Annotated in this window: 5 protein-coding genes; 1 reads left to right on the top strand and 4 read right to left on the bottom strand. The window is 71.1% G+C overall.

What is annotated here, in order from left to right; translation table 11 throughout:
• The 4 genes from HW577_RS17850 to HW577_RS17835 all read right to left on the bottom strand — a co-directional run.
• Positions 1-1,209, bottom strand: a 1,209-nt coding sequence (locus HW577_RS17850) for an FAD binding domain-containing protein (RefSeq protein ID WP_232475029.1), incomplete at its 3' end; no start/stop codon positions are given.
• 28 nt (positions 1,210-1,237) lie between these two features.
• Positions 1,238-2,386, bottom strand: a complete 1,149-nt coding sequence (locus HW577_RS17845; RefSeq protein WP_198377496.1) for a CaiB/BaiF CoA transferase family protein — start codon at positions 2,384-2,386, stop codon at positions 1,238-1,240.
• Positions 2,387-2,510: 124 nt separating this feature from the next.
• Positions 2,511-3,476, bottom strand: a complete 966-nt coding sequence (locus tag HW577_RS17840; RefSeq protein ID WP_198377495.1) for a hydroxymethylglutaryl-CoA lyase — start codon at positions 3,474-3,476, stop codon at positions 2,511-2,513.
• Positions 3,477-3,499: 23 nt separating this feature from the next.
• Complete coding sequence (locus HW577_RS17835; RefSeq protein ID WP_198377494.1) at positions 3,500-4,123, bottom strand: DUF938 domain-containing protein; 624 nt, start codon at positions 4,121-4,123, stop codon at positions 3,500-3,502.
• Between the two features lie 430 nt (positions 4,124-4,553).
• Here HW577_RS17835 and pnp point away from each other — a divergent pair.
• The coding region (pnp, locus tag HW577_RS17830; RefSeq protein ID WP_198377493.1) for a polyribonucleotide nucleotidyltransferase at positions 4,554-6,723 on the top strand (2,170 nt) is incomplete at its 3' end.

Here is a 6,723-nt window from a genome sequence, read left to right as displayed (position 1 = left end):
GCCGAGCAGCGCCGCCTCCGCCGCCCTCGCACGCGCCGCGCGCGGGCCGCAGCCGCCATGGGCGATGCGCGCCGAGCGCACCGCGCCATCCTCGAACTCCAGCAGCACGGACAGCCCGACGGTCGCGATGTCCTGGTCGTGGCGTTTGGACAGTTTCTCGCAGGCGAGCAGGGCGCCGGCAGGCGGGCGCGGGATGTGCACGGACGCGATGACCTCATCCGCCGCCAGCGCGTTCGTCCGGTAGCCGGTAATGAAATCCTCCACCGCGATCATGCGCTGCCCGCGTGGGGAGGCGAGCGTCACCATCGCCCCCAGCGCGATCAGCGGCGGCAGGCAATCCCCGATCGGGCTCGCCGTGCCGAGATTGCCGCCGAGCGTGCCCAGCCCGCGGATCTGCCGCGACCCGAGCCGCGCGAGCAGCCGCGCGAAGGGGGAGAAATCATCGTCGCAGGCGGCGAGCAGCCGGCAATAGGACACCGCCGCGCCGGCCGTGATGCCGCGCGCATCGACCGCCAGCGCCTGCATCTCCGCCACGTTCAGCAGGCAGATCACCGCCTCGGGCGCTTCGCGGTGTTCCGACACGCGCAGACCCAGGTCCGTGCCCCCGGACAGGATCCACGCATCCGGATGCGCGGCGCGCAGCGCGACGGCGTCCTCCAGCGCGCGCGGCAGGAAGAAGCGCTGCGCGGCGGTGGAGACATCGGTCGGCGCGAGTGCGGCGGCCGGCGCGGCGGCACCGTCATCCGCCATCGCGGCCATCGCATCCAGGATCGGGCGATAGCCGGTGCAGCGGCAGAGGTTCCCGGCCAGCGCCTCGTGCACCTCCCCGCCCTCGCGCGTCCAGGCCCAGGCGGACATCACGATCCCCGGCGTGCAGAAGCCGCATTGCGTGCCGTCGCTCTCCGCCAGCCCCCGCGGCACCGGATGGTCGGGGCCAAGCCCTTCCACCGTGCGGATCGCCCGTCCCGCCGCCTGGCCCAACAGCATCAGGCAGGCATTGACCGGGATGCGCGCGGCCCCTTCCTCGATCACCACCGTGCAGGCGCCGCAGTCGCCTTCCGCGCAGCCTTCCTTGGTGCCGGGAAGGCGTCCGGGGCCGCGCAGCCAGTCGAGCAGCGTGACGGTGGGCGAGGTGCCCTCAGGCAGCGCGATGTCCTGCCCGTTGAGCGTGAAGCGGATCGGTCCGGCCATGGCGTCGATGTGGTCCATGGCCTTGGCGCACGCAAGCCACGCGCCGCTACTCCGCCGCGTCCCGTGCCGCGCGGAGCGGCCCGAGGATCTCCTCGTCATGTTCGCCGGGCTTCGGCAGGTCGTGCCGCACGCCGAGCCGCGCGCCGTCGAAGGTCACGGGCAGCGCCGGCACCGACCCCGCGCGACCATCCGGCAGGGTGATGGGCAGCAGCCCGCCGCTGGCCAGCAGGTGCGGGTCCGCGAACAGGTCCCAGGGCTTCGCGATTCGGGAAAAGGGCAGGCCAGCCCGCTCGCACATCGCCTCGATCGCCGCGGCGTCGTGCTTGGCCAGCAGCGACTGCACCAGCGGGATCAGCGTCTCCCGCCGCGATGCGCGGTCGGTGTTGGTGGCATAGGCGGGGTCTTCCAGCGCGGGTTCCCGCAATTCGCGGCGAAAGATCTCCCACTGCCGGTCGGTGACGACGCCGACGAAGATCTGCTGCCCGTCCTTCGTGTCGAACACGTCGTAGACGCCCCAGGCGCGGCGGCCGGCGGGCATTGGCGTAGGGTCCTTGCCCGTCATCGCCTGCTGCAGCATCGCGGTGGAGACGAGGAAGGCCGCGTTCTCGAACAGTCCCGACTGCAGGTGCTGGCCGCGCCCCGTCGCATCCCGCTGGCGCAGCGCGGCGAGGATCGCAATCGCACCGAACATCCCGCCCATCATGTCGTTCACCGGCGCGCCGGCACGCAGCGGCCGACCCGGCGGGCCGGTCATGTAGGCGAGGCCGGACTGCATCTGCACCACCTCATCCAAGGCGGTACGGTTCTCGTAGGGGCCGGGCAGGTAGCCCTTGAGCGAGAGATAGATCAGCCGCGGATTGCGCGCCGAAAGCGCGGCATAGCCGAGGCCCTTCGCCTCCAGCCCGCCAGGGCGGAAATTCTCCAGCACCACGTCGGCGGTGTCGATCAGGCGCTTCAGCGTCTCGAGGTCGGCCTCCTCCTCTGTGTCCAGCTGCACGGATTTCTTGTTGCGGCTGAAGGCGGGGAAGAAGCCGGTGCCGGAGGCGGTGAGGAAGCGCGTGCGGTCGCCCTTGCCGCGCGGCTCGATCTTGATGACCTCCGCACCCAGGTCTGCCAGCACCAGGCCACAGGTCGGGCCCATGACCATGTGGGAGAATTCGACGACGCGGATGCCTGCGAGGGGGAGGGACGTCATGGAACGGTTCCTTGTTCGCCGGAGGGGCTTTGCCCCTCCGGACCTCCCCACCAAAGGCCGAAAGGCCTTTGGAAACCAATACCTGCTGCCCGATCCTGCAAGGCGGGGCGCCGCGCGTCGCGCTTCACGCCGCCCGCGCCTTTGCCCGGAACCCCGCCAGCGACCCTCCCCGCAGCAGTGCGGATGGCAGCGTCCGCCCCAGCACACGTTCCGCGAGATGCCCCGCCGCGATCAGCGCATCGAGGTCGATCCCCGTCGCGATCCCCATCTCCTCGCACAGCAGGACGAGTTCCTCCGTCGCGATGTTCCCCGGCGCGCCGGCATGCCCGGCGAAGGGGCAGCCGCCCGCGCCGCCCACCGCCGCGTCGAACTCCGCGACACCCATGCGCAGCCCGGCCATGGCGTTGGCGATGCCGAGGCCGCGCGTGTCGTGCAGGTGCAGCGAGACGGCCTGTGCCGGCCAGCGGGACCGCACCTCCCCCACCACGCGCTCGATCAGAAGGGGATTGGCCCAGCCCATCGTGTCGGCGAGCGAGATCTTTTCGATCGCGCAGCCCGTCTCCTCCGCCAGCGCCATCGCTTCCGCCACCGCGGCGATGGTGCGCGCGGGCGCGACATCGCCCGAGAAGTTGCAGCCGAAGGCCGCCTGGACGGAGACGCGCGTGACCGGTACGCCGGCGGCCTGGTGGGCGGCGATCGTCTCCCGCTGCGCGGCGATCTGCCCGGCCCGGTCGCGGTTCAGGTTCTTGAGCGAAAAGGCCTCCGACGCCGCGACGGTGACGGAGCCATGCAGCGTCAGCCGGTCCTTGAAGGCGAGGGCGCGCTCGAGCCCCTGCGCGTTGAACCACAGGGCAGTGTAGGCGACGCCCGCGCGCGGCGCGAAGCTGGCGACCACCTCATCCGCATCCGCCCAGCCCGGCACGCGCTTGGGGCTGACGAAGGAGGCGACCTGGATGCGCGGCGCGCCGGTGGCCGAAAGCGCATCGATCAGCGCGATCTTGTCCTGCGTCGGCACCGGCGTTGCCGCGATCTGGAAGCCCTCGCGGGGGCCTTCCTCGGTGATGCGCACGGTGCGCGGCAGGTCGGACATGGGCGTCTCCTCGCTTGCCGGGACTATCGCGCGCCGGCGGCCGCGGCGTCGAGGCGGCGGAGGACCAGGATCAGGTTGTTCGCGGGCATGTCCACGACTTCCGGCGCGGCATAGCCCTGCGCGGCGGCCAGCGCGGCCACCGCCTCCAGGTCCCGCACGCCCCAGGACGGGTCGCGGGCACGCAGATCGGCGTCGAAGGCCTCGTTGGAGGGCGCGGTATGCGCACCGCCGCGCCGGAAGGGGCCATACAGCACCAGCATGGCATCAAGCGCCGCCGCGCCGCGCACCAGCCCCTCGCAAGCGGCCCAGGGGGCGATGTGGATCATGTTGATGCACAGCACGGCATCGGCCGCGGTGGCCGGCCAGGGCAGGACGGCGGCATCGAGCGCGATCGCCGGCCGGATGTTGGGCAGCCTGGCCTCCGCCGCCCAGGCATCGATGCTGGCCCGTGCCTCGGGGTCCGCGTCGCTCGGCTGGAATGCCAGGGCCGGCATGGCGGCGGCGAAATGAACCGCGTGTTCGCCGCTGCCGCTCGCCACTTCCAGGACCATCCCTGCGTCGGGCAGGCAGCGGCGGAGCGCGGCCAGGATGGGGTCCCGGTTGCGCGCGGCGGCGGGGGCGAAGCGGCGGGGGTCGGTCTCGGTCATGGCTTGCGGCTTAGCCCCTCCCCCGGCACCGGCAAGCCCCGCACGCACCGCGTGTGGTTTCCGGTGGCGCTCTGCCGCCATTTGCGCCATATCACCGCCCGGGTGCGACCCGGCCGATCGCCGTGCCGCGCTCGACCGCCGCGACCGCGGCGGGCAAACAGCGAACACCGCGTGCCCCGGAGCCTGGACCGGCGCGGCGTTTCCGGCCACATGGGCGGCCTTCCCGTCGCGCCCGCGCGATGGGCCCACCCCATGCCGCCCGAGACGCCGACACCCCGGCCCTTCCTCCCGGCGTTCGTCAGGTCGCACCTGTTCCGCCCTCCGCGTCGCTCCCGGGGCCTGCCCAGGCCCCATCCGCCATGCCGGCGCCCGCGAAGGACGGGTGCGCATGGCCTGTGCGGCGCCCGCGCCGCACCCGAGAGGACGCAAGATGTTCGAAAACTACTTCCGTAAGGAAATCCCCTGGGGCGGCAAGACCCTGGTGCTGGAAACGGGCAAGGTCGCCCGCCAGGCCGATGGCGCCGTGCTTGCGCGCCTGGGCGACACCATCGTGCTGTGCACCGCCGTCGGCGCGCGGTCGGTGAAGCCGGGCCAGGATTTCTTCCCCCTGACCGTGAACTACCAGGAGAAGGCCTTCGCCGCGGGCAAGATCCCCGGCGGCTTCTTCAAGCGCGAAGGCCGTCCGTCCGAGTTCGAGACGCTGACCTCCCGCCTGATCGACCGGCCGATCCGCCCGCTGTTCCCGGACGGGTTCCGCAACGAGGTGCAGGTCGTCGCGACCGTGCTCTCGCACGACATGGAGAATGAGGCCGACATCGTCGCGATGGTCGGCTGCTCCGCGGCGCTGACGCTGTCGGGCATTCCCTTTTTCGGCCCGATCGCCGGCGCCCGCGTGGGCTACGTGAACGGCCAATACGTGCTGAACCCGACCGCCGAGGAGCGGAAGGCGAGCGCGCTCGACCTCGTCCTCGCCGGCACGGCCGAAGGCGTGCTTATGGTGGAATCCGAGGCGAGCGAGCTGACCGAGGAGGTCATGCTCGGCGCCGTCGAGTTCGGCCACCGGTCCTTCCAGCCGGTGATCCAGGCCATCATCGCGCTCGCCGAGGTCGCGGCGAAGGAGCCCTGGCCCCTGCCGGAGGAAAGCGAGGCGACCAAGGCGCTCAAGGCGCGCATCGCCGATCTCGGCCGCGCCGACATGGCGGTGGCCTACACGGAAACCCAGAAGCTGCTGCGGCAGGAGAAGGTCGGCGCGGTCAAGAAGGCCGTGGTCGCCGCCCTGGAAGCCGAGGGCGCGGACGTCGCCTCGGCCAAGGGCCTGCTCAAGGAGCTGGAGGCGGACGTCGTCCGGAACAATATCCTCGACACCGGCAAGCGCATCGACGGGCGCGACACGCGCACGGTGCGCCCGATCATGTCCGAGGTGGGCGTGCTGCCGCGCGCGCATGGTTCGGCGCTGTTCACCCGCGGCGAGACGCAGGCGCTGTGCGTCGCCACGCTCGGCACCGGGCAGGACGAGCAGATCGTTGATGCCCTCACGGGCGAGTACCGTGAGGACTTCATGCTGCACTACAACTTCCCCCCCTACAGCGTGAACGAGACGGGCCGCATGGGCAGCCCCGGCCGTCGCGAGGTCGGGCACGGCAAGCTGGCGTGGCGCGCCATCCACCCGCTGCTGCCGGAGAAGGAAAAGTTCCCCTACACGATCCGCGTCGTCTCCGAGATCACGGAGAGCAACGGCTCCTCCTCGATGGCGACCGTCTGCGGCACCTCGCTCTCCCTGATGGATGCGGGCGTGCCGCTGAAGCGCCCCTGCGCCGGCATCGCCATGGGCCTGATCAAGGAGGATCGCGGCTTCGCGGTGCTGAGCGACATCCTCGGCGACGAGGACCATCTCGGCGACATGGACTTCAAGGTCGCGGGAACGGAGACGGGCATCACCAGCCTGCAGATGGACATCAAGATCACGTCCATCACCTTCGAGATCATGAAGATCGCTCTGGAGCAGGCGCGCGAAGGCCGCCTGCACATCCTGGGCGAGATGTCGAAGGGCCTGACCGGGCACCGGACGGATGTCGCCGCGACCGCGCCGCGCATCACGGTCATCAACGTGCCGAAGGACAAGATCCGCGACGTCATCGGTTCGGGCGGCAAGGTGATCCGCGAGATCACCGAGCAGACCGGGACCAAGATCGACATCGAGGATGACGGCACGATCAAGGTGGCGGCGACCAGCATCGAGGCCGCGCAGAAGGCGATCGACTGGATTCGCGGCATCGTGGCCGAGCCCGAGATCGGCGTGATCTACAACGGCAAGGTCGTGAAGACCGCCGAATTCGGGGCCTTCGTGAACTTCCTCGGCGCCAAGGACGGCCTCGTCCACATCAGCGAACTGGCGCAGGAGCGGGTGAACAAGACCACCGACATCGTCAAGGAAGGCGACCAGGTGAAGGTCAAGGTCATCGGCTTCGACGAGCGCGGCAAGGTGAAGCTGTCCATGCGCGTGGTCGATCAGGCGACGGGTGCCGACATCACCGAGCAGGTCGGCGCGCGCCGTCCGCGCGAGGGCGGCGAGGAGCGCGGCGAGCGCCGCGACCGTGGCG

Origin of the sequence: Neoroseomonas rubea (assembly GCF_016106015.1) — a bacterium.
GTDB classification, from domain to species: domain Bacteria; phylum Pseudomonadota; class Alphaproteobacteria; order Acetobacterales; family Acetobacteraceae; genus Neoroseomonas; species Neoroseomonas rubea.
The sequence above is the reverse complement of the archived record's forward strand: the minus strand, read 5'-3'. Positions and strand labels throughout refer to the sequence as shown.

What these genes read in the sequence shown, in the direction of transcription:
- HW577_RS17835 (WP_198377494.1), bottom strand. Translation starts at nt 4,123, where the DNA reads ATGACCGAGACCGACCCCCGCCGCTTCGCCCCCGCCGCCGCGCGCAAC.
- HW577_RS17840 (WP_198377495.1), bottom strand. Translation starts at nt 3,476, where the DNA reads ATGTCCGACCTGCCGCGCACCGTGCGCATCACCGAGGAAGGCCCCCGC.
- HW577_RS17845 (WP_198377496.1), bottom strand. Translation starts at nt 2,386, where the DNA reads ATGACGTCCCTCCCCCTCGCAGGCATCCGCGTCGTCGAATTCTCCCAC.